20 protein-coding genes and 1 pseudogene are annotated in these 22,616 nt (G+C 69.0%); 13 read left to right on the plus strand and 8 right to left on the minus strand.

Features of this window, described 5'->3' with window-relative positions; genetic code table 11:
• Positions 1-99 precede the first annotated feature (99 nt).
• Entirely contained in the window at positions 100-606 is a 507-nt protein-coding gene (locus tag AB0H49_RS10640; RefSeq protein ID WP_357249748.1) for a hypothetical protein, read from the minus strand.
• On the minus strand, positions 603-971 hold the full coding sequence (locus AB0H49_RS10645; protein ID WP_355002847.1) for a hypothetical protein: 369 nt from the start codon (positions 969-971) through the stop codon (positions 603-605). The genes AB0H49_RS10640 and AB0H49_RS10645 overlap by 4 nt, the downstream gene beginning before the upstream one ends.
• A gap of 21 nt (positions 972-992) precedes the next feature.
• Here AB0H49_RS10645 and AB0H49_RS10650 point away from each other — a divergent pair, with 21 nt between their 5' ends.
• A complete protein-coding gene (locus tag AB0H49_RS10650) occupies positions 993-1,586 on the plus strand; it encodes a TetR/AcrR family transcriptional regulator (protein WP_357249752.1) in 594 nt (197 codons plus the stop codon).
• Between the two features lie 12 nt (positions 1,587-1,598).
• Here the strand turns inward: AB0H49_RS10650 and AB0H49_RS10655 are convergent, their stop codons facing one another.
• Complete coding sequence (locus AB0H49_RS10655; protein ID WP_355002849.1) at positions 1,599-2,252, minus strand: HAD family phosphatase; 654 nt, start codon at positions 2,250-2,252, stop codon at positions 1,599-1,601.
• 220 nt (positions 2,253-2,472) lie between these two features.
• On the opposite strand from AB0H49_RS10655, the gene AB0H49_RS10660 reads away from it, so the two are divergent.
• Positions 2,473-3,180 (plus strand): PaaI family thioesterase, encoded by a 708-nt coding sequence (locus tag AB0H49_RS10660; RefSeq protein ID WP_357249755.1) that lies wholly within the window; start codon positions 2,473-2,475, stop codon positions 3,178-3,180.
• A gap of 7 nt (positions 3,181-3,187) precedes the next feature.
• Here the strand turns inward: AB0H49_RS10660 and AB0H49_RS10665 are convergent, their stop codons facing one another.
• The 4 genes from AB0H49_RS10665 to AB0H49_RS10680 all read right to left on the minus strand — a co-directional run bounded on the left by AB0H49_RS10665 (position 3,188) and on the right by AB0H49_RS10680 (position 8,413).
• Positions 3,188-4,651 carry an NAD(P)/FAD-dependent oxidoreductase gene (locus tag AB0H49_RS10665; protein ID WP_357249758.1) on the minus strand — a complete coding sequence of 488 codons (1,464 nt, stop codon included), beginning with the start codon at positions 4,649-4,651 and terminating at the stop codon, positions 3,188-3,190.
• Positions 4,652-5,292: 641 nt separating this feature from the next.
• On the minus strand, positions 5,293-6,456 hold the full coding sequence (locus AB0H49_RS10670) for a sulfotransferase (protein WP_357249761.1): 1,164 nt from the start codon (positions 6,454-6,456) through the stop codon (positions 5,293-5,295).
• Positions 6,457-6,473: 17 nt separating this feature from the next.
• Positions 6,474-7,250 carry an SDR family oxidoreductase gene (locus AB0H49_RS10675; protein WP_357249764.1) on the minus strand — a complete coding sequence of 259 codons (777 nt, stop codon included), beginning with the start codon at positions 7,248-7,250 and terminating at the stop codon, positions 6,474-6,476.
• Positions 7,250-8,413, minus strand: a complete 1,164-nt coding sequence (locus AB0H49_RS10680) for a hypothetical protein (protein WP_357249767.1) — start codon at positions 8,411-8,413, stop codon at positions 7,250-7,252. The genes AB0H49_RS10675 and AB0H49_RS10680 overlap by 1 nt, the downstream gene beginning before the upstream one ends.
• A gap of 84 nt (positions 8,414-8,497) precedes the next feature.
• Between AB0H49_RS10680 and AB0H49_RS10685 the strand changes: the two genes are divergently transcribed.
• The 11 genes and pseudogenes from AB0H49_RS10685 (at position 8,498) to AB0H49_RS10735 (ending at position 21,779) form a co-directional block, all read left to right on the plus strand.
• Entirely contained in the window at positions 8,498-9,406 is a 909-nt protein-coding gene (locus tag AB0H49_RS10685) for a helix-turn-helix domain-containing protein (protein WP_357249770.1), read from the plus strand.
• A 32-nt stretch (positions 9,407-9,438) separates the two neighbouring features.
• Complete coding sequence (gene cysD, locus AB0H49_RS10690; protein ID WP_355002856.1) at positions 9,439-10,371, plus strand: sulfate adenylyltransferase subunit CysD; 933 nt, start codon at positions 9,439-9,441, stop codon at positions 10,369-10,371.
• Entirely contained in the window at positions 10,371-12,212 is a 1,842-nt protein-coding gene (gene cysC, locus AB0H49_RS10695; RefSeq protein ID WP_357249774.1) for an adenylyl-sulfate kinase, read from the plus strand. Before cysD ends, cysC begins: the two co-directional genes overlap by 1 nt.
• Positions 12,209-12,892, plus strand: a pseudogene (locus AB0H49_RS10700) (3'(2'),5'-bisphosphate nucleotidase CysQ); the annotation flags it as partial. The gene cysC and the pseudogene AB0H49_RS10700, both read left to right, overlap by 4 nt.
• A 143-nt stretch (positions 12,893-13,035) precedes the next feature.
• Entirely contained in the window at positions 13,036-14,832 is a 1,797-nt protein-coding gene (locus AB0H49_RS10705; protein ID WP_357249777.1) for an acyl-CoA dehydrogenase, read from the plus strand.
• A 220-nt stretch (positions 14,833-15,052) separates the two neighbouring features.
• Entirely contained in the window at positions 15,053-15,808 is a 756-nt protein-coding gene (locus tag AB0H49_RS10710) for a GntR family transcriptional regulator (RefSeq protein ID WP_357249780.1), read from the plus strand.
• Positions 15,809-16,036, plus strand: coding sequence for a ferredoxin family protein (locus AB0H49_RS10715; RefSeq protein ID WP_355002860.1), 228 nt, complete (start codon positions 15,809-15,811; stop codon positions 16,034-16,036).
• A gap of 13 nt (positions 16,037-16,049) precedes the next feature.
• The gene (locus tag AB0H49_RS10720) at positions 16,050-17,477 is read left to right on the plus strand and encodes an ABC transporter substrate-binding protein (protein WP_357249783.1); all 1,428 of its coding nucleotides are present in this window, start codon (positions 16,050-16,052) and stop codon (positions 17,475-17,477) included.
• Positions 17,474-18,307 carry an ABC transporter permease gene (locus AB0H49_RS10725; RefSeq protein WP_355002862.1) on the plus strand — a complete coding sequence of 278 codons (834 nt, stop codon included), beginning with the start codon at positions 17,474-17,476 and terminating at the stop codon, positions 18,305-18,307. The genes AB0H49_RS10720 and AB0H49_RS10725 overlap by 4 nt, the downstream gene beginning before the upstream one ends.
• Positions 18,304-19,068 carry an ABC transporter ATP-binding protein gene (locus tag AB0H49_RS10730; RefSeq protein ID WP_355002863.1) on the plus strand — a complete coding sequence of 255 codons (765 nt, stop codon included), beginning with the start codon at positions 18,304-18,306 and terminating at the stop codon, positions 19,066-19,068. Before AB0H49_RS10725 ends, AB0H49_RS10730 begins: the two co-directional genes overlap by 4 nt.
• Positions 19,065-21,779: a fumarate reductase/succinate dehydrogenase flavoprotein subunit gene (locus tag AB0H49_RS10735; RefSeq protein ID WP_357249788.1), complete on the plus strand. Its 2,715-nt coding sequence runs from the start codon at positions 19,065-19,067 to the stop codon at positions 21,777-21,779. The genes AB0H49_RS10730 and AB0H49_RS10735 overlap by 4 nt, the downstream gene beginning before the upstream one ends.
• 303 nt (positions 21,780-22,082) lie before the next feature.
• Here AB0H49_RS10735 and AB0H49_RS10740 read toward each other — a convergent pair whose 3' ends face one another.
• The gene (locus AB0H49_RS10740) at positions 22,083-22,583 is read right to left on the minus strand and encodes a MarR family transcriptional regulator (RefSeq protein WP_355002865.1); all 501 of its coding nucleotides are present in this window, start codon (positions 22,581-22,583) and stop codon (positions 22,083-22,085) included.
• Positions 22,584-22,616 lie beyond the last annotated feature (33 nt).

The raw sequence follows: 22,616 nt of genomic DNA on the forward strand, positions 1-22,616 counted from the left end.
AGGCGGGTCGCGTGCTCCATGACAGCTGGCAGTTCCACGCCTTGGCGCGAGCCAGCCGCGGAGCGGCGGCGCTGAACACTTTTCGCCGCCGCGTTGCGTTCACTCGGGCCCGGTGACCGCCCGCCGGGCTTCGGCCTCGGCCAGCTCGCGCAAAGTGAGCAGTTGCTTGCGGGTCATGAAGACATCACCGAAGGCGAGCAGCCGGTCGACGATCGGCGGTGTACCGAAACGCGCACGGACCACGAGCCGAGTGCCCGCGCCCTCCGGGCGCACGGCGTAGGTGACGGCGATCCGCCCGGAGACGAGCGTGATGTGGCGGCCGAGGACGAACGAGTCGAGCCGGAAGACCGACATGAACTCCTGGCCGATCTCGAGTTCGGTGAGGTGCGGGTCGCGTTCGCGCGGACTGCGGCGCCCCCAGTTGTCCAGCAGGTCGTAACTATATGGGGCGACCCGCAATTGACACAGCCAGCGGTACACCACCGTCGGCGGCGCGGCGATGCTGATGGCCCGATCCGCTTGCAGCCCGGTGGGTTCCAGCTCGTCGCAGGGTAGGGAGTCGTCGACTTCGGCTTCGGTTGCGCCCCAGCGGGTTCCGCGGATCATGCCGTGGCCGCGATTCGGCCGAGCATTCGCCGCACCACGAAGGCGTGGCCACCGCTGCCGATCACCAGCGCGCGATAGATCTTGCCGTGCAGACCGGGAAAATCCGCCCTGCTCGTGGCTCGCACCTTGGTTCGGCTCTGCCCCTCGTCCTCGAGTTCGAAGATCAGCTCGTAGCGGGAGAACCAGTGCTGCCCGCTCATCGCGAACCGGGCCGGTTCCTCGGCGGCGTCCAGCACGAATCCGGAGGGCACCGTGGCGGGGTCGTGCGGGTCCGTGCAGACGACTTTCAGCAGCGCTTTCCAGGTCCGATCGCGATTCGCGTCGACTTCTCTGGCATGCTGGTCGATATAGGACAATCGCTCCATATAGAAGGAACGTACTAGTAGATGGCGCCACCCCGCAAGCACGACACCGATGTGATCCTCGACGCAGCACGCGCTCTCGTGCTCGCCGACGGCCCCCGCGCGGCGAGCGTGGCGGCCATCGCCAAGGCCAGCGGCGCGCCGGTCGGCACGCTGTACCACCGCTTCGGCAACCGCAATGGCGTGCTCACCGCGGTCTGGTTTCGGTCGCTGGACCGCTTCCAGCAGCGGACCTTGGCGGCCGCGAACCACGCCGACGCCGTCGAGGCGGGTGTGGCCATGGCCGGTGCCGCCATTCGCTTCGGTCGTGAACTGCCCGAGGACGCCCGGCTGCTGCTCGAGCTGCGCCCGCGCGACCTGCTCGACGGCGGACCGGACGACGAGTTCCACGCCCAGCTCGAGGCCATGAATGCCCGGTTGTTCGAGCAGCTGCGCCGCGTCACCCTCGAGTTGCTCGGCGCGGACGGGCACCGGGAGATCGACGCGGTCAGCCGCGCGGTCGTCGACCTGCCGTATGCCGCGCTGCGCAGGCACGCGCACGCGCCCACGCTGCCGGACTGGCTGGACGACGACCTGGCCGCGGCCGCCCGCACTCTGCTCGAGTCGTACCGCCGCTGACCGGCGGTTCGCTCAGTTCCCCGCGACCAGCGCCGGGGTGAGTTCGTCGAGCCCGTCGATGACCTGATCGGCCAGCGCCCGCGCGTCGGGGTCGAGGGGATACTCCGGTCGCGGCGCGGCGATCACCCGCATTCCCGCGGCGTGCGCGGCGCGCAACCCGTTGCTCGAATCCTCCACGGCCGCACAGTCGGTCGACTTCTTGCGCAGGAATCCCGCGACCGCCACGTACACGTCCGGCGCGGGTTTGCCACGGTCGACCTCCTCGGTGGAGAACGTCACGTCGAAGAACTCGATCAGCCCCGTACGCCCGAGCACGGTGTCGATCAGCGTTCTCGGCGAGGAGCTGGCCACCCCGAGCGGCCAGTTCTCGCTCATCCGCTGCACCGCGGAGACCGCGCCGGGCAACAACGGCACACTCCGGTCGTACTGCGCGGCCATTCGCTCGATGACGTCGTCGGCCACGCGTTCGGGCGGCTCGCCGACCCCGAGTTCGCCGCTGAGGTACTCCGACCACTCCCCCGTGCTCATGCCCATCAGTCGCTTCTGCGTGTCCGGTAGCCAGCGACCGCCCTTCTCGGCGACGTACTCGCGCCGCACCCGCTCCCAGACCGGCTCGGAATCGATCAGCACGCCGTCCATATCGAACACGACTGCCGTAATACGCATCGGTGCAACGCCTTTCGCCGTTCGCGAGGGCACGACCGCAGGGCGGTCACGGACCGGCCGCGCCGAACTCGCGTGGTGTATCGGTAGACCTGATGGGTGATCGACTACCCAGCGTAGGGGCAGCGGATTCCGGTCACGGCCGGGGGCCGCCGGAACCGGACCGCCCGCGGTGCCGCCCCCGCCGCGGGAGCATCCGACGGGCAACCGATAACTTGTTCTCATGAACGAACAGCGGGCCGGCGACGCGCTGCCGAGCGAGCAGCTGCCGACCGAACAGCACCAGCTACCGACCGAGGAGCACCACGAGGGCGGATTCCGGCCGATGACCGAGCTGATCGACGCCGCGAACCAGGACGTCGACATCTCCCGCGGCGGGCCGCACTACGGCGCCTTCATCGAGCAGGTGCGCGGCCTGATGGACCGAGCGCGGTTGTCCTCGCCGACCGACGAGCTGGCGCTGGAGACCATCGCCATCCTCAAGGAGCTCAACGACAAGCTCGACGCCGCTGTCGTCGACGAGTGGTCCGCGCCCACCTGGACCCGGGTCGACCTGCCCGGCCGCGGTAACATCACGCTGCCGCCGTTCGTGGTGGACCGGGCGGACCGCGACGGCGTCGAGGCTCGTATCACGTTCCGCACCTACCACCTGGGCGGCAACCGGGCAGCGCACGGCGGCCAGATCGCGATCGGCTTCGACGACCTGCTCGGTATGGCGGCCGCGGTGCACGCGGGCGCCGTCACCCGCACCGCCTCGCTCACCGTCGACTACCGCTCGATCACCCCGTTGAACACCGAACTACGGCTGCACGCGTGGGCCGAGCGCCAGGAGGGGCGCAAGGTCTACGTGCGCGCCGCCCTGCACGACGGCGACCGGCTGTGCGCGGAGGCCAATGGCCTGTTCATCGTCCTGAAGCCGGGCCAGCAGTAGTCACCGCTCAGCTTCGCGCGCCCACGAAGCGGTAATTGGCCGGGTCCGGCGGTCGCTGCATGAGCGCGCGGTGGCGGGCGGGTGTCCACGGCCACAGTTCCGGATTGCCGTCCTTGCCGAGGTACCAGCTCTGGCAGCCGGTGGCCCACACCGTCTTGGGCAGCGCGGCGCGCAGTCGCGCGTAGTAGCGCTCGGTGGCGGCCTCGGTCGGTTCGACGGTGTCGAATTCTCCCGCCTGCCAGCGACGAATCCAGCCGAGGATGTGCTCGGCTTGGGTCTCGGCGATGAGGGTGAGCGGATAGTTCCCCACCGGGCTGTGCGGTCCGATCAGCAGGAACATGTTCGGAAAGCCCGGCAGCGCGACGGTTTCGAAGGCCCGGGGGCCGTCCGCCCAGGCCTGGTCCAGCGTCCGGCCGTCCGCGCCGACGAGGCCCATCGGGCGCATGAAGGCGTGCGCGTCGAAGCCGGTCGCGAGCACCAGCACGTCCAGGTCGTGCACGCGGCCGTCGGCCGTGACGACGCCGCGCGGCACGATGTGATCGACGGCGCTGGTCACCACCTCCACGTCGGGCCGCTGCACCGCGCGGTAGAAGCCGCCGGAGATCACCAGCCGCTTGCACATCGGCTCGTACTCCGGTGTCAGCGCGGCGCGCAGGGCGGGATCGCGCACCGAGCGCAGATTGGCCCTGCACAGTCGGCCGACCATCTCGCGCTTCGGTCCCGGCTCGATGAGCGCGCCCATCAGGAACTCGAAGATCCGGTGGGTCACCGCGTAGCCGAGCTCGTCGAGCATCGGGAAGCGCCGGTGCGCGGCCCGGGTGAACCGGGAGTAGCGGCGGTTCGGCAGCGGCGCGACCCACTGCGCCGTGCGCTGGAACATGATCAGCCGCTGCGCTTTTCCGGCCAGATCGGTGACGATCTGCACGCCCGTGGAGCCGGTGCCGAGCACGCCGACGCGCTTACCCGCCAGCTCGACGGTATGGTCCCAGCGCGCGGAATGGAAGGCCGCGCCCGCGAAGTCGTCCAAGCCGGGCAGATTCGGTGTGCGCGGATGGTGGAGGATGCCGGTAGCGCACAACACGAAGTCATAGCGCTCGCATGCTCCGTCAGCGGTCGTCACCGTCCATCGCCCGTTGTCGAACTCCGCGCCACACACCTCCGTGCCGAACCGGGTCCTGCCCAGCAGCCCGTACTCGCGCGCCACCCGCGTGAAGTACTCCTCGATCTCGGCTCCCGGCGCGAAGAATCGCGACCAGTCGGGGTTCTTCGCGAAGCGGAACTGGTAGAACCGCGACGGCACATCGCAGGTCAACCCGGGATAGGTGTTCTCGCGCCAGGTACCGCCGAAGCGATCGGACTTCTCGAAGATCGTGACATCGCGAAAACCCGCGCGCAGCAGAGTGATCGCCATACAGATGCCCGACATACCCGCACCGATCACCGCGACCGCGGGCTCGCGGTCCGCGCTCATTCGGCTCTCCGTTCGGCCGGACGGCAGTCGCGGCGTTGCTGCCATAACTCAACGTTATGACGCGCGACGGCCCGGCGGAAGGTCTCGAGACGACGGGAAGCCGATTCGCCAGGACAACGGCGCCGCCACGTCGGCTGCGGCAAGCGTCGAGCTCGGGTTCCACGGTGGTCGTTACTGTCGAGGGTGAAGTAGCTGTTCAGCGATGGCTCGCACGCGGGCGAGTGTGATGCCGGCTCGCTGTTCCAGGGCCAACGGGTGGTCGGTGGGTTCCAGTTCCACCGTCGGACGAATACCGACGGACTGGCTGTGCATCTTGGTTCTGCCGGCTACGTGTCGGAACGCAGTACGCGCAAGACTCGAGATGCGGACACGCGTTTCAACGGTGGCAGGTGGGCCATCGAGGCGGTACGGTCGTGGTACACGCGGCCACCGACGACGACATCACGCATGGATTGCACTTGGTGCAAGTGTGCGCCGGATATCTTATCCAGAATGGAATCCGGAGCCCGAAGGTGAAAAGCACTGCGCCACAGCTTGATTCGCAGATCTGCCGTACTTCTCTGCCGTAATTGCATGCGGTGCAACATTGCGGTGCGTGTCGGATTCGCCGGTCGACCGTACCGCCGACCGGCGAAACCCCGTCAGCGACCTGGGAAGTGCACCGCCCGGTACTCACCGAAACGTTCGTCGACCTGATCCGCCGTGAGGCCGAAATCGTCCAGCGAGTACCGGTGCGAGGGACGCGCCGCCCCGGACGTGCTCTCGGTGTGCAACGCCGCCATCGCCGCCTCGGCCTCCGGGCTCAGCGGAATGTCGAAGTGGCGGTAGACCGAGCCCACCGTGCCGATCGGGTCGGCCACGAAATCGTCGTAGTACACGTCGATGAACTGAGCGGCGTTGTGCCGCTCGCGGTCTCGCAGGAACCGCTGCGCGCCGCGCGCCCACAGATCCAGCTGCGTCCGGCCGACCACGGGACCGCGGAACTTCTCCGACCATCCCGCCGAGGCCTGCTCGTTGAGGCTGCACACCGACGCGATGATGGTGCGCGGGTCGCGGTGCATCTGGATGATCAGCGCGTCCGGGTACACCTCGAAGATGGCGTCCAACGCGAACAGGTGACTCGGGTTCTTCAGCACCCAGCGACGATTCGCGTCCGGCAGGCCGATCAGTTGCAGGTTGCGGCGGTGTCTGCGGTAGGCGTCGGTCCAGTCGCGGCCCGCCAGCCATTCCGAATACCCCGGCAGATAGGCCAGACATTCGTAGGACACCGACATCGCCGACTGCCGCAGCAGCTGCCAGCACTCCTCCACCTGATCGGCCGAGATGTGGTGCACGCCCATGAATTCCGGATGTTCCACGTGGTGCTTCTCGAACGCCGCCTCGATCCGCTGATACACCGGATTGTCGGCCCAGGTCTCGCGCGGCGGTCGTGGCTGCGGCATCTCGGTGAGCCACATCTCCAAGCCCTGGTGCGCGGGGTCGGCGTTGAGCAGCCGGTGCACGGCCGTGGTGCCCGAGCGCGGCAGACCCGTCACGAAGATGGGCCGTTCGATCGCCACCTTCGCGTGTTCGGGGTGGCGTTGCCAGGCGTTCTCGCTGAGCAGCCTGGCGATCAGCGCGCCGCGCAGAAAGGCGCGGTTGACCTTGTTGCCGAACGGCGTCAGCTCCGCATCCTTGGCATAGGACTCCAGAAGTACTTGCAGCCCTTCGCGATAGCCGTCGTCACCGAAGTCGTCGAGCCCGACCACCTTGGTCGCCGACGCGTGCAGATCCTCGACGCTGCCGACATCGTCCCTGCCGATCATGCTCTGCTCGCTCCTCATCAGTGGTGGTACTCGCCGCCGTTGACGTCCAGACACGCGCCGGTGATCGCGCGCGCCAGCGGCGAGGCGAAGAACACGACGGCGTCGGCGATCTCGTCCGGCTCGGGCAGCTTGCGCAGATCGATGGTCGAGGCGGTCTCGGCGTAGACCGCCTCCGGCGTGATGCCGCGCTGCTGGGCCAGGTAGTTGAAGTACCACTTCAGGTTGTCGGCCCAGATGTAGCCGGGGGCGACCGAATTCACCCGAATGCCCTTGGGTCCCAGCTCGGTCGCTAGGCTCTGGGCGAGCGCGAGCAGGCTGGACTTGGCCATCTTGTACGGGCCGAAGGTGCGCCGCGAGTGGCGCAGCACCGCCGAATTGATCATCACCACCGAGCCTTTCGTCTCGGTGAGCGCGGGAATGAACAACCGGGTCAGGCGCAGCGCGGCCAGCACGTTCGTCTCGAAACCCGCGCGGACCTGATCGAGATCCACCTCGGCCAGATCCGCCAGCGGCGGAATCGCGAAGGCGTTGTTCACCAGCGTGTCGACCCGGCCGAAGGCGCTGGCCGCGGTCTCGACGAGGTTGGTCACCGCAGCTTCGTCGTTGATGTCGGTGGGCACCACCACCGCGCGCCTGCCGATCTCGGCGATCTCCTTGGCGACCTCCGTCAGCCGCGATTCGGTGCGCGAGGCGAGCACCACGTCCGCGCCCGCCTTGGCCGCCTGCACCGCGATGGCTCTGCCGAGCCCCGGCCCCACACCCGAGACCACAACCACCTTGTCCTGCAACAACATCAGCCGAGCATCCTCTCCGCGACGGCGACCTGACGGGCCGCGATCCTTGCCTTCCACTCCTCCGGTGTCACGCGCGCCCGCTCGTAATACGGCAACCGCGTGGACAATTCGTCGAACTCCACGATCTCCACCGCCGGACCGTCCTCGGGTTTCAGATCCCTGGAGAGCCGCTGCCAACGGAACTGGAGATAGCCCCTGGCGTGCCCGGTGCGCTCGATCCAGTTGGCCAGCCCGGGGTCGCGCTCGCTGACCACCAGCCGGATCATCCCGTCCGGATCGACGCGCGCCTGGTCGGCGGTGAGGCTGGTCTGGTGGTTGATGTAGTCCAGCGACAGGTACCACATGCTGCCCAGCTGGAATCCCTGGTAGGGCGCGTCCGACTTGGGCACCGTGATGATCATGACCTGGTCGTCGGCGAGTTCGTAGTGCCCCGCCGAGGAGAACTGGGTGGTCAGCCCGCCGGGCGTGGACCTCGGTTCGGTCATCGTGTTCACCGGCAGGTTGAGGTAGAACCACTCCGGGAAGGCAAGGAACGTCTTCAGCCGCGACAGCAGCATCTTGCCCGCGATCCCGTAGCGCTTGGTCAGCAGATCCTTGGTCAGCGGCGGCGGCGCATCACCGATCGTGTCGACCCGCTGGATGCGCAGGGTGCCCGGCTTCTCGGTGGACCAGTCGCTGAACACCTCGCGCACCACCAGCATCGCCGAGTCGGGCGCGAGATGGACATAACCGGGGCGCGCCTCACCCGGTCCGAGCCGCAGCTCATAGGTGCCGTCGGGGGCGACGTCCAAGGCCCGGTCGTCGAAGGCGGTCTCACTGTCGGGCACGTCCACCGGCGAGTAGTTGCCGTTGAGCACCTGGAAGCTCAGGTCCCTTGTGGTGCCGCGGGTACCGGTGACCAGGTATTCCGCGTCCGGGCGCAGGTAGGAGTGGAAGTACAGGGTGTCGGGATTGTCCAGGCCCATCTTGGTGTACGGGCCGGTCGACTGGACGAAGAACGGAAAGTCCCGCTCGTAGGCCCACGCCATCTGCAAGGCCGCGCGAATGCTGCCCGCCAGGTAGTCGTAGCCCTCGACGAGATCCTGTTCGGTTCGGATATGTGGCGCTTCGGTGATGATCTGCTCGGCGGCGGCGATCGCGTCCGCGAACGGCTGGGTCAGCAAGAGGCTCTCCCGGGTGGTCCAAATATGTACCGCTCTGGTACATTTCGATACGAGCAAGATTAGAACGTGTTCTAGGAGTTGTCCATGGTCGCGCGCCGATCCGCCCCCACCGAACGGGTGGTCCAGCTGCTGGATTTCCTCGTCGAGCAGCGCGGCAAGCGCTTCGGGCTCTCCGAGCTGGCCCGCGAACTGGACATGGCCAAGCCCACCTGCCTGGGCATTCTCACCGAGCTGACCGCGGGCGGGTATCTGGTGCGTGACCCGCACACGCACGTCTACGGCCTCGGACCCGCCCTGATCGCGGCCGGTCGGGCCGCCCAGGACAGCTTCGCGATGTCGGCCATCGCCCGTGGCGAGCTGGCCGAACTCAGCGCCAGGTACCGCACGACCTGCACCGCGTCGGCGGTGGTCGGAGACCGGATCTCGGTACTGGAGAGCACGGGCCCCGGGATGGTGAAGATGGGCGCGTCGTACCACTTCGCGCCGCCCGTCGGCCTGATGTACGTGCTGTGGGACACCGACGCCGCGTTCGACGCGTGGCTCGCCACCCCGCCGACCGTCCCACTCCAGCAGGACGAGGCGCGGTTGCGCCAGGTGGTCGCCGAGTGCCGCGAGCGCGGCTACCTGGTCGAGAGCCTCACCGCGGCGGGGCGGCGGCTGTACTCGCTGCTGGCCGGCGTCGCCGCCCGCGATCTGCCCGACGAGCTGCGCGAACTGGTCGGCGAGCTGGTCACCAGCTTGGGCGAGCGGGTGTACCTCGGCGCCGATCTGCGCCCGCGCAAGGAGCACCCGGTGAGCCTGCTCGCCGCGCCGACCTACGGCGGCGACGGCAGGCAGAACATGGTGCTCACGATGTACGTCGGCGCGTCCATCACGGGGGCCGAGATCGCCCGGCGCGGAGCCGCTTTGGTGGCCGCGGCGGACGCGGTGACGAATGCGTCGGGCGGCCGCAAACCCGTCGAAGTCGCAACCGCGGTGCGATCGAACCGTTGACCGCACACCGAAACGTGTTCTAGTTTTGGGACGTGAGCCAGTACGCGAAGTCGACGGCGATCACCTACGAGCTGCCTCATCTGGACGCGCTCGAGGCCGAGTCGGCGCACATATTCCGTGAAGTGGCAGCCACCTTCGAACGCCCGGTGCTGCTCTTCTCCGGCGGCAAGGATTCGGTGGTGATGCTGCATCTGGCGGCCAAGGCCTTCTGGCCCGCGCCGCTGCCGTTCCCGGTGTTGCACATCGACACCGGACACAATTTCGACGAGGTCATCGAGTTCCGCGATCGCACTGTCGAGCGCCTCGGTCTGCGGCTGATCGTGGGCCGGGTGCAGGACGACATCGACGCGGGCCGGGTCGTGGAGGACACCGGTCCGCGCGCCTCGCGCAACCGCCTACAGACCGGCACCCTGCTGCGCAGCATTCGCGAGGGCCGCTTCGACGCGGTCTTCGGCGGCGCCCGCCGCGACGAGGAGAAGGCCCGCGCCAAGGAGCGGGTCTTCAGCTTCCGCGACGAATACGGCCAGTGGGAGCCGCGGGCCCAGCGTCCCGAGCTGTGGAACCTGTACAACGGCAGGCACCGGCCCGGTGAGCACATCCGGGTGTTCCCGCTCTCCAACTGGACCGAGCTCGACATCTGGAGCTACATCGCGGCCGAGCGGATCGAACTCCCTCCGCTGTACTACGCGCACCGCCGCCCTGTCGTGCAGCGCGACGGAATGCTGTTGGCGCACACCAGGTTCCTGAGCCTGCTCGACGGCGAACAGCCCTACGAGGCGACCGTGCGCTTCCGCACCGTCGGCGACGCGACGTGCACCGGATGCGTGGAATCCACCGCCGCGACCCCCGAAGAGGTGGTCACCGAGGTCGCCGCCGCGCGGGTCACCGAACGCGGCGCCACCCGCGCCGACGACCGCATCTCCGAGGCGGGCATGGAAGATCGCAAACGAGAAGGGTACTTCTGATGGCCACCACCCTGCTGCGTCTCGCCACCGCGGGCAGCGTCGACGACGGCAAGTCGACCCTGATCGGCCGTCTGCTCTACGACTCCAAGACGATCTTCACCGATCAGCTCGCCGCCGTGGAGCGCACCAGCCGCGAGCGCGGCGACGAGTACCCCGACCTCGCGCTGCTCACCGATGGTCTGCGCGCGGAGCGCGAACAGGGCATCACCATCGACGTGGCGCACCGCTACTTCGCCACGCCGCGGCGCAAGTTCATCATCGCCGACACCCCGGGCCACATTCAGTACACCCGCAACATGGTGACCGGCGCGTCCACCGCCGATGTGGCGCTCATCCTGGTCGACGCGCGCAAGGGCGTCGTCGAGCAGACCCGCCGCCACGCCTTCCTCGCCAGCCTGCTCGGGATCCCGCACCTGGTGCTGTGTGTGAACAAGATGGATCTGGTCGACTGGTCCCAGGAGCGTTTCACCGAGATCCGCGAGGAATTCGCCGGTTTCGCCACCAAGCTCGAGGTCGCCGATCTGTCCTTCTTCCCGGTCTCGGCGCTCCAGGGCGACAACATCGTGCACCGCGGCGCGAGCATGCCGTGGTACGAGGGCACTCCCCTGCTGCACCATCTGGAGGATCTGCACATCGCCTCCGACCGCAATCTCATCGACGCGCGCTTCCCCGTGCAGTACGTGACCCGCAGCCACGCCCAGGATTTCCGGGGGTACGCGGGCACCGTGGCGGGCGGTGTGTTCAAGCCGGGCGACGAAGTGGCCGTGCTGCCATCGGGTTTCACCACCAAGGTCGAGGCGATCTGGGGTCCCGGCGGCGTCGCGGTGGCCCAAGCCTTTCCGCCGCAGGCGGTCACCATGCAACTCGCCGACGAAATAGACATCTCGCGCGGCGATCTGATCTGCCGCCCGGCCAATCGACCACAGGTCGGCCGCGACATCGACGCGATGGTGTGCTGGTTCGCCGAGGACTCCGCACTGACCCCCGGCGCGACGTACTCGGTCCGCCACACCACCCGCGCGGCGACCGCCGAGGTCCGCAGCCTGGACTACCGGCTCGACGTCAATACCCTGCACCGCGACGAGCACGCGGAATCGTTGTCGCTCAACGAGATCGGACGCATTCAGCTGCGCACCCGCCAGCCGCTGCTGTTCGACCCCTACCGCCGCAACCGGTCCACCGGCAGCTTCATCCTGGTGGACGAGGCGACGAACAACACGGTCGCGGCGGGGATGATCACCGGCGCGACGCTGCCCGCTTCCCGGGTGGTCTGGCACTCGACCGCGGTGGAGCGCGACGAGCGCGCGACCCGCGGGGCGACTGTCTGGCTGACGGGACTGTCTGGATCCGGAAAGTCCACGGTCGCCGTCGAATTGGAGCGGCGGCTGGTGGCGTCGGGGCGCCCCGCCTTCCTGCTGGACGGCGACAACCTGCGCCACGGCCTCAACGCCGATCTGGGTTTCTCCGCCGAGGATCGGGTCGAGAACATCCGCCGCGTCGGTGAGGTGGCCCGGCTGTTCGCCGAAGCCGGTGTGGTGGCGGTGGTTTCGCTGATCAGTCCGTATCGCGCCGACCGCGACCGGGTACGCGCCGCGCACGAGTCGGCGGGGATCCCATTCGTCGAGGTGTTCGTCGACACGCCGCTGGAGATCTGCGAGGCGCGCGATCCGAAGGGGATGTACGCCAAGGCGAGGGCTGGTGAGATTCGCGGCTTCACCGGCATCGACGACCCGTACGAGGCGCCTACCGCGCCGGACGTGGCGCTGCGTCCCGCCGACGGCGATCCGGCCGCCATGGCCGCGACCGTTCTCGCCCTGCTGGACAATCTGGACCGGCCATGATCACCGATGCCCGTCTCGCCGCCGATCTCGCCGACCGCGCCGGAAGCCTGCTGAGTGCCCTGCGCGAGGAAGGCTTGCCCGATCTCGGGGCGCGCGGCGACGCGCTGTCCAACGACTTCCTGCTCACCGAACTGGCCGCGGCTCGGCCCGGGGACGCGGTCCTCTCCGAGGAATCCGCGGACGACCCGCGCAGGCTCACCGCCGACCGGGTGTGGATCATCGATCCGCTCGACGGCACCCGCGAATACGCCATGCCCGGCCGCTCGGACTGGGCCGTGCACGTCGCGCTGTGGGAGCGCGATCGCGGCATCACCGCCGCGGCGGTCGCGCAGCCCGCGCTGGGCAAGGTGCACGTCAGCGACCATCCGGGTTCGAACGACCCCGCACGGGACGAGCCACGGCTATTGGTGAGCGACTCGCGACCACCCGCGTGGGCGCGCGAGGTGGCCGACGCCGTCGGGGCGACGCTGGTCCCGATGGGTTCGGCGGGGGCCAAGGCCATGGCGGTGGTGCGCGGGGAAGCCGACGCCTACCTGCACGCGGGCGGCCAGTACGAATGGGATTCCGCCGCGCCCGTCGGCGTCGCGCTGGCCGCGGGGCTGCACGCCTCGCGCGTCGACGGCAGCCCGCTCGAGTACAACCGGCCCCGCCCCTATCTCCCGGATCTGCTGATCTGCCGCGCGGCGTGGCGAACCCCGCTCCTGGACGCGGTGGCCGCGGCCGGATCCGGATAGCCCTGTCCATTCGCGACAAATTGATAGTAACGTATCAAATGCCCCGGGGCCGTTCCGCGCCCCGGCAGTGACGTCGCGAGAGGATGGCCGTGCGCTCGAATCTGATCTCCCGGAGAGATCTCGACTTCCTGCTCTACGAATGGCTGCGGGTCGAGGAACTGACCGCGCTCCCCCGTTTCGAGGAGCATTCCAGGGAGACCTTCGACGGCTTCCTCGATCTCTGTGAGGATATCGCCACCCGGTACTTCGCGCCGCACAACAAGCGCAACGACAGCAACGAGCCGACGTTCGACGGCGAGCGGGTGACGATCATCCCCGAGGTGAAGACGGCCGTCGAGGCGTTCACCAAGGCCAACCTCGTCGGCGCGGGCATGGACGAGCAGATCGGCGGCCTGCAACTGCCCGCCGCGGTGGAGGCCGCCGGGTTCAGCTGGTTCCAGGCCGCCAACGTCGGCACCACCGGTTACCTGTTCCTGACCGTCGGCAACGCCAACCTGCTCGCCGCGCACGGTTCCGCGGAACAGATCGAGCGCTTCGTGCGGCCCATGGTGGAGGGCAGGTTCACCGGAACCATGTGTCTGTCCGAGCCACAGGCCGGATCGTCGCTGGCCGACATCGTGACCCGCGCCGAGCCGCAGGACGACGGCAGCTACCGGCTGTTCGGGTCGAAGATGTGGATCTCCGGCGGCGATCACGAGCTCACCGAGAACATCGTGCACCTGGTGCTGGCCAAGATCCCGGGCGGTCCGGCGGGCACCAAGGGCATCTCGCTGTTCGTCGTGCCCAAGTTCCTGGTGCGCGAGGACGGCACGCTGGGCGAGCGCAACGATGTCGTGCTGGCCGGGCTCAACCACAAGATGGGCTACCGCGGCACCACCAATACGGTGCTCAACTTCGGCGAGGGCGGGCACACCCCCGGCGGCGCGGCGGGCGCGGTGGGCTACCTGGTGGGGGAACCGCACCGTGGGCTGTCCTACATGTTCCACATGATGAACGAGGCGCGGCTCGGCGTCGGCCTCGGCGCGACCGCGCTCGGCTACACCGGCTACCTCAAGTCCGTGGAATACGCCAGGCAGCGGCAGCAGGGCCGCGCGGTGACCGCCAAGGATCCCGCCGCGCCGCAGATCCCGATCGTCGAGCACGCCGACGTGCGGCGAATGCTGTTGGCGCAGAAAGCCTATGTCGAGGGCGCGCTGGCGCTGCTGCTCTACTGCAACCGGCTGGTCGACCTGCAACGCACCGCCGCCGACGCGCAGACCGCCCGCGAGCACACACTGCTGCTGGAAATCCTGACCGGCGTGGCGAAGAGCTGGCCCTCGCAGTGGTGTCTCGAGGCCAACAGCCTCGCCATCCAGGTGCACGGCGGCTACGGCTACACCCGCGAGTACGACGTCGAACAGCACTACCGCGACAATCGCCTCAACCCGATCCACGAGGGCACCCACGGCATCCAGGGCTTGGACCTGCTGGGCCGCAAGGTGATCCAGTACGAGGGCGCCTCGCTGCGCCTGCTCGGCGAACGCATCGCGGCGACCATCGAGGCGGCCACCGAAAAGGGCGGCGACGCCGAGGAATTCGCGGTGGAACTCGACTCGTCCTGGCAGCGCCTGCTGCTCGTCACCGCGGGCATGTTCGCCGTAGGCGACCCGGCCGCGGCGATGGCGAACTCGACCATCTACCTGGAGGCGTTCGGCCACATCGTGGTCGCCTGGATCTGGCTGGAGCAGATGGTGGCCGCGGCTGACCACGAGGGCGACTTCTACGAAGGCAAGCGCGCGGCGGCCCGCTACTTCTTCCGCTACGAGCTGCCCAAGACCGGTCCGCAGCTGGACCTGCTCGACGCGCTGGACCGCACCACGCTGGAAATGCGCGACGACTGGTTCTGAGCGCGCTCGATCGATCATTCGAATCCGCGTGATCGAAACCCGACCCCGGGAAACAGGGTGGCGCAATAGCCCGTAGCCGCCCTGTTTTCCCTGGTCGGCGCCCGTCACCGCTGGCGAAGAAACATCCCTTGATTCGCGCGGTGCGCGAGCTCGATCTCGAGGCCCCTTTTCGCGTCTATCGTCGCTGTCCGTGCAGGTCAGCGAGAGAGAGGCGGAACGGATGGGTGCGGAACCGGCCCCGGTGCGGCAGCTGCGCGCCGATCAGGCGCGCCGCGTCGCCGACGTGCTGCGCCACCAGATCCACGCGGGCGCGTTCGACGAGGTGCTGCCCACCGAACAGCAGCTCGCCACAGAGCATTCCGCGTCACGCAACACCGTGCGCGAGGCACTGGCCCTGCTCAAGGACGAGGGCCTGATCTACCGCGCCCCGAAGGTCGGCACCCGAGTGGGGGCCCGCAAGTACGACCACGGCCTCGATGAACTGCTGGGACTTCAGGAGACCCTCAAGGGCCACGGCACGGTGCGCAACGAGGTGCGCACCGCCCAACACATCACCGCGCCGCCCGCGGTCGCCCGCAGGCTCGGTCTCGACCCCGGCGAGCGGGTCGTCTATCTGGAGCGGCTGCGCTACCTCGCGGACCGGCCGCTGAGCTTGGACCTGACCTACCTGGTCCCCGACATCGGCGCCGAAGTGCTCGCCAACGATCTCGAGAACACCGACATCTTCGTGTTGCTGGAGAAGATCAGCGGCCGCTCGCTCGGCCACGCCGATCTGGCGCTGGAGGCGATCGCCGCCGACCCGCACACCGCGTCCACGCTCGACACGCCCGACGGCGCCCCGCTGCTGATGCTCGAGCGGCTGACCCGCCTCGACGACGGCAGGCCGGTCGACCTGGAGTACATCCGCATGCGCGGCGACCGAATCACCATGCGCGGCAGTCTGTCCCGCGGCACACCCCAATGGAAGGTCCGATAGATGGCACTCGCGAACCAGCGCGCCGACATCCCCGTCACCATCGACGAATCGCTGTGCATCGAGGGCTGCACCCTGTGCGTGGAGATCTGCCCGCTCGACTCGCTGGCGATCAACCCCGACAACGGCAAGGCCTACATGCACGTGGACGAGTGCTGGTACTGCGGCCCCTGCGCGGCTCGCTGCCCGACCGGCGCGGTCACCGTCAACATGCCCTATCTGCTCCGCTGATCTGGAAAGTCACATGAAAGCACGTCTCGTCCCCGTCCTGCTCGCCGCCGCACTCGCCGCCGCGGGCTGCTCACTGGAGAACTCGAACGACGCCCCCGCGGGCACCGTCAAGGTGGTCGTCGGCTATCAGTCCAAGACCATCAACACCGTCACCGCGGGCACGCTGCTGCGCGCCCAGGGTTATCTCGAACAGCGGCTGCGCCAGATCACCGACAACGGCGGCGCGAAGTATCAGGTGGAGTGGCAGGACTACGACACCGGCGCGCCGATCACCGCGCAGATGGTGGCCGAGAAGATCGACATCGGGTCCATGGGCGATTATCCGTTGCTGATCAACGGATCTCGCACCCAGGCCAACGAACGCGCCGAAACCGCGCTGGTGTCGGTCACTGGTTACAACCCCAAGGGCGCGCTGAACATGGTTGTGGTGCCCAATGATTCGCCAGCTCGCGTGATCACCGACCTTGCGGGCCAGAAGATCTCGGCGAGCGTCGGCTCGGCGGGCCACGGCACGCTCGTGCAGGCGCTGTCGCGGGCGGGCATCGATCCGGCCAAGGGCGTCGAGGTGCTCAACCAGCAGCCGCAGGTCGGTGCGACCGCGCTGGAGTCGCATCAGGTCGGCGCGCTGTCGCAATTCGTCGCCTGGCCCGGACTGCTCGTCTTCCAGAACAAGGCCAAGCTGCTCTACGACGGCGCCGAACTGAACGTGCCCACCTTCCACGGCGTCGTCGCGCGCCGCTCGTACAGCGCCGAGCATCCGGAGGTATTGCAGGCCTTCCTCGCCGCGCAGCTCGATGCCACCAAGTTCCTCAACGAGCGCCCCTTCGAGGCCGCCAGGATCGTCGCGGAGGGCTCCGGTCTGCCACAGGAAGTCGTCTATCTCTACAACGGCCCCGGCGGAACGCATTTCGACACCACCCTCAAGCCGAACCTGATCACCGCGTTGAAAGGCGATGTGCCGTACCTGAAGTCGATCGGCGACTTCGCCGAACTGAACGTGGACGGTTTCGTCGACGCGGCGCCGCTGCGCAAGACCTTCGCCGAGACGGGTCAGCCCGACTACGACCGGGCGCTGGCCTCGACCGCCAACCCGAGCGCCATCACCGGCACCGACCCCGTCTGCGGCACCGCGGTCGCCGACCCGGCGCTGGCCGGTGAACTGTGGGTGGACGGCGCCGACCAGCCGCAGCCCGCGGCCGACCCCACCTGCCTGCTGCGCGCCGTGCAGGCCGCCAAGGCCCAGGGCAAGGTGATCCGCGCGGTCTACGTGCCCGACGCCGAGCTGGGCACCCGCTGGTTCGCCGACAAGGCGGTGTGGTTGCGCGACGGCGCGAAGTACCTGCCCTTCACCACGCAGGCCGCCGCGCAGCGCTACCGGCAGACCCATCCCACCGCCACGCCGGTCTCCTACGACCAGGCCGTCACGGAAGTCCGCGGATGACCGCCGTGGCCGTCGCCGCGGTCACCGAGGAGGAGACCGCGAAGGGGCGCGGCGCTTCCGAGTGGGGTTCGCGGGCCCTCCGCGTCGCCTCGGTGCTCGCGGCGGTCGGGTTGTGGCAGCTGCTCACCGTCAACGACGTGCGGGCCGGGTTGCGGTTCGACTCGCTGCCGACGGTGACCGAGATCGTGGCGGAGTTCGGCGAGCACCTCGGCAAGGACCAGTACTACTTGGATATCGCCCAGTCGCTGATCCGCATCGTCACCGGTTTCGGGCTGGCCGCGGTGGTGGGCGTGCTCGCGGGCATCGGGCTCGGGCGTTCCCGGCTGCTGGCCGACGTCTTCGGCACGCTCACCGAGCTGATCCGCCCGATCCCGGCGATCGCGCTGGTGCCGGTGGCGATCCTGCTGTTTCCCAGCGACGAGTCCGGCATCGTCTTCATCACCTTCACCGCGTCGCTGTTCCCCGTCCTGGTGAGCACCAGGCACGCGGTGCGGGCACTGCCGACGATCTGGGAGGACGCCGTGCGCACACTCGGCGCCTCGCGGCGAGATGTGTTGGTGCGCGTGGTGTTTCCCGGCATCCTGCCGGGGGTGTTCAGCGGCCTGTCGGTCGGCATGGGCGTCGCCTGGATCTGCCTCATCTCCGCGGAGATGATCTCCGGGCGGCTCGGCGTCGGCTACCGCACCTGGCAGGCCTACACCATCGTCGACTATCCGGCGGTGTTCGTCGGCATGATCACCATCGGTGTGCTCGGCTTCGCCACCTCCAGCCTCGTGGAGTTGGCCGGTCGCCGGATCACCCGCTGGCTTCCCAGGGAGGTTGCGGAATGACCACCACGACAACGGCTCCCGCCGCTCCCGCCACCGTGGGCATGCGGCTCACCCTCGACGGCGTGCGGATCGCCTACGGCTCCCGCATCGTCGTCGACCGGCTCGACCTGGACATCGCCGCGGGCGAAATCCTCGTCGTGGTCGGCAAATCCGGCTGCGGCAAGTCGACGCTGCTGCGCGCCATCGCCGGGCTGCGCAGTCCCGACGCGGGGACGGTGCGCGCGGACGGGTCCACGGTCACCGGGCCGTCGGCCGATCGCGCCCTGGTGTTCCAGGACGACGCGCTGCTGCCGTGGCGCACCGCACGCCAGAACATCGAACTCGCGCTGCACCTGCGCGGCACGCCACGCGCCGAACGCAAGGCGCTCGCGCAGCGCTGGGTCACCGAGGTCGGGCTGACCGGCTACGCCGACTACCTGCCGCGCGACCTCTCCGGTGGCATGCGGCAGCGAGTTCAATTGGCGCGCAGCCTCGCCGGGGCGCCGCGCGCCGTGCTGATGGACGAGCCGTTCGGCGCGCTGGACACCCAGACCAGGGCCACCATGCAGCGGCTGCTGATCGACACTTGGCGGGCCCATCCCACCACCATCGTCTTCGTCACCCACGACCTCGACGAGGCCCTGCTGCTCGGCGACCGCATCGCCGTGCTCGGCAGGCACGACGAGCGTTCCGCCGCGTTGCGCGCCGTCGTCGAGGTCCCCGCTCCGCGCCGGTCGGTGGACCGGCAGGCCGTGCGGGACGAGATCCTGGAGAAACTATGAACAACGCGCCCGGCCGGAGCGGAGGCGGAGGTACGCCCATTCCCGAGCTGTCCGAACGAATCCGGCTCGACTGCGATGTGCTGGTGATCGGTGGCGGCACCGCGGGAACCATGGCCGCGCTCACCGCCGCCGAACACGGCGCGAACGTGCTACTGCTGGAGAAGGCGCACGTGCGCCATTCCGGCGCGCTGGCCATGGGCATGGACGGGGTGAACAACGCGGTGATCCCCGGCAAGGCGACGCCGGAGGACTACGTCGCCGAGATCACCAGGGCCAACGACGGAATCGTCGACCAGCGCACCGTCTACCAGACCGCGACCCGCGGCTTCGCGATGGTGCAGCGGCTGGAGCGCTACGGCGTGAAGTTCGAGAAGGACGAGTACGGCGAGTACGCGGTGCGCCGGGTGCACCGCTCCGGGTCGTACGTGCTGCCGATGCCGGAGGGCAAGGACGTCAAGAAGGCGCTGTATCGCGTGCTGCGCCAACGCAAGATGCGCGAGAAGATCCGGATCGAGAACCGGCTCATGCCCGTTCGGGTGCTGACCGCCGATGGACGCGCGGTCGGCGCCGCGGCGCTGAACACGCGCACCGGGGAATTCGTCGCGGTCGGCGCCAAAGCGGTGATCCTGGCGACCGGGCCGTGCGGCCGCCTCGGGCTGCCCGCCAGCGGCTACCTGTACGGCACCTACGAGAACCCGACCAACGCGGGCGACGGTTACGCCATGGCCTACCACGCGGGCGCGGAGCTCTCCGGTATCGAGTGCTTCCAGATCAACCCGCTCATCAAGGATTACAACGGACCCGCCTGCGCCTACGTCGCGAATCCGTTCGGCGGCTATCAGGTCAACGCCGAGGGTGAGCGGTTCGTGGACTCCGACTACTGGTCGGGTCAGATGATGGCGGAGGTCAAGCGTGAGATCGAATCCGCGCGCGGGCCGATCTATTTGAAGGTCTCGCACCTGCCCGACGAGACGCTGTCCACGCTCGAGGGCATCCTGCACACCACCGAACGCCCCACTCGCGGCACCTTCCACGCCAACCGCGGCCACGACTACCGCACCCACGACATCGAGATGCACATCTCCGAGATCGGCTTGTGCAGTGGGCATTCCGCCTCCGGCGTGTGGGTGGACGAGCACGCTCGCACCACCGTGCCCGGCCTGTACGCGGCGGGCGACCTGGCCTGCGTGCCGCACAACTACATGATCGGCGCGTTCGTCTACGGCGACCTCGCGGGCGCGCACGCCGCTTCGACGCTCGCGGAACTCGATGCGCCGCAGGAGCTTCCCGAGGACCAGCTGGCCGCCGCGCACGAGCTCGTCTACCGGCCGCTGCGTCAGCCGGACGGTCCGCCGCAGCCCCAGGTCGAATACAAGCTGCGCCGGTTCGTGAACGACTATGTGGCACCGCCGAAAACGGCCACCAAGTTGTCCATCGCGGTGGAGACGTTCGAGCGGATGCGCGCGGAGGTCGAGGACATCGGGGCGCGCACCCCGCACGAGCTGATGCGCGCGGTGGAGGTCTCGTTCATCCGGGATTGCGCGGAAATGGCGGCACGCAGTTCGCTGACCCGCACCGAATCCCGGTGGGGCCTCTACCACGAGCGCGCCGACCTACCCGAGCGCGACGACAACGCCTGGCGCTACCACCTGAATCTGCGCAAGGACGCGAACGGGGAGATGGAGTTTCTCAAGCGGCCCGTCGCGCCGTATCTGGTTCCCGTACCAGGACTGGACGACGTGCCGTCGACCGATCCCACCATCGTCGGCGTCGAACAGCCCGAACTGCGATCCGGAAGGCCGCCCCAGCGCGAGGACACGGTGGTCGTCACCTCGTCTCCCGCAACTCCCCCTTCGCCCAAGCTGGTCACCCTGCTCGCCTTGGATTCGCCTGCACTTCAGGATCTTTCGAGTTACCTCGCCGATGACGACGCCGGTGTGCGGGCCGCGGCGATCTCGGTGCTGACCGAGCACACACCGGACGGGTTCGCGGCCGCCCTCGCAGACGCGCTCGGCGACACGGCCGCGTCGGTGCGGCGGGTAGCCGCCGAAGCTCTGCGGGAACTGGTGGAGATGTTGCCCGACGCGGCCGGACTGCCCGAACACCTGAAGTCCGCCGACCCGCTGGTGCGCGCCACCGTCGTCGACCTGCTGCGCGCTCTGCGCGCGGGCAACGCGGCGCAGTTCGGCGCGGCGTCTGGTGACGCCGACCATCGGGTGCGCATCGAGGCGGTGCGCGCGCTGGTCTCCCTCGACGATCGCACCGGGGTCGCCGCCTTGGCCGACGACCCGAACCGCGAAGTGCGCATCGCGGTCGCCAACGGCCTGGCCGCCATCGGCGACGGCGGCGTGGACGTCATCCGCGCACTGTCCACCGACCGCGATCCGCTGGTCCGCGCGGCGGCACTCACCGCCTTCGCCGCACTCGGCGCGGACTCCGAGGACGCCGCCAATCTCTCCGGCGCGCTGCGTGATTCGGCCTGGCAGGTCCGGGTCGGCACGGCCCGCGGCCTGGCGGGCGCCGCACCCGACCTCGCGGTTCCCCTGCTCGCCGAGGCCTTGCTCGACCCGCACTTGGACGTCCGCAAGGCCGCGGTCCTCTCCCTGAGCACCTGGCGCACGACCGAATCCGCCCGCGACGCCCTCGAACGCGCGATCGACGACACCGACGCCGACGTCCGCGCCTACGCCCGCCGGGCGGTCGACGCGTGATCGCCCTCTGTACCCACCGCTCGGCAACCCCCTCCCACCGCTTGCGCGCGGTGATGCCGAACCAGCCCGGCACGGCGTCCACCGCCCGTTCTGGTCCGCGCGCGGCGTGGACCATGACGTGCGGCCAGCGTCGGCTCGGGCCACGCCCATTCCGCCGCCCCGCCCCGTAGGCATTCGTCTGCACCGTCGGATTCGTGCTGGAGCGGCGACCGTTTCCGCGCGGCGGTAACCATTCGAACGCGGCGCGCGGCGCCGATGCCGGTGGCGATCTCCGCTGCCCCGGCACCGGCGCGGCGATCCCGCCTACCGCTTGTCGCGTTCGGCGACGACGGTGTCGAGGCGGGTGCCGAGGGCGGTGACCTGGTCGCGCAGGGCGGTCACCGTTTCGAGGGGGTAGCCGACCTCTTCCATGACCGCGCCGATCATCTGCCTGGCCTGTTGTTCCAGGGCGAGACCCGCCGGGGTGGCGCGGAGGTGCACCGCCCGGCGGTCGCGGGAACTGCGGACGCTCTCGACCAGGCCGCGGTTCTGTAGCCGTTGCACGAGCGGGGAGACGGTTCCGTAGTCGAGTCGGAGCCGGTCGGCGAGCTGTTTCATGGTGATGCCGGGGGTCTCCCAGAGCGCGAGCAGCGTCAGGTACTGCGGGTAGGTCACCTGCATGGCGTCCAGGTAGGGCCGGTAGGCCGCGGTCATCGAGCGCGAGGTCGAGTAGAGGGCAAAGCACAGTTGGGCCGCGAGCGAGAGCACGTCTTCGGTGCCCGCGGCGGCGGCCTCGACCGCGCCGGGATGCGCTTCTTCGGGCATATTCGCACTGTACGCATCCCGGCCGCACCGGGC

Origin of the sequence: Nocardia sp. NPDC050713 (assembly GCF_040654315.1) — a bacterium.
Taxonomy (GTDB): domain Bacteria; phylum Actinomycetota; class Actinomycetes; order Mycobacteriales; family Mycobacteriaceae; genus Nocardia.